Origin of the sequence: Parafrigoribacterium mesophilum (assembly GCF_039652555.1) — a bacterium.
GTDB lineage: Bacteria > Actinomycetota > Actinomycetes > Actinomycetales > Microbacteriaceae > Parafrigoribacterium > Parafrigoribacterium mesophilum.
In genome coordinates this window covers 1-283 of the sequence record NZ_JBDJAF010000042.1, presented here as the reverse complement: position 1 = coordinate 283, position 283 = coordinate 1, and the positions used below count along the sequence as shown (strand labels likewise).

General features: G+C 71.0%; 1 pseudogene. It reads left to right on the top strand.

The window, feature by feature from the left end:
• Window positions 1-283 (top strand): annotated as a pseudogene (locus ABFX56_RS16020) (helicase-associated domain-containing protein); the annotation flags it as partial.

Genomic DNA, 283 nt, shown 5'->3' with positions numbered 1-283 from the left:
ACCGAGGCAGGCGCATCCTGGCTGCAGCAGTCCTCCGGCCGACGTTGGGCGGAGGTCGCCGGCGCCTGGGTAGCGGCGCTGCCGTTCGGTGTGCGCCGCGTTCTGGGCTCCCGATCGCACGCCATCTGGGGTGACGTGTTGCGCACCTACACACGCTGGTACTACCCGGCAGGCGGCGAGTGGATGGCCAGCCGAGTCGCCGAAAGTGCACGCGAGGCCGAGTTGCTCGGCGTCACCGCGAACGGAACGTCCAGCACACCGGGCACCCTGCTGCTGGCCGAGG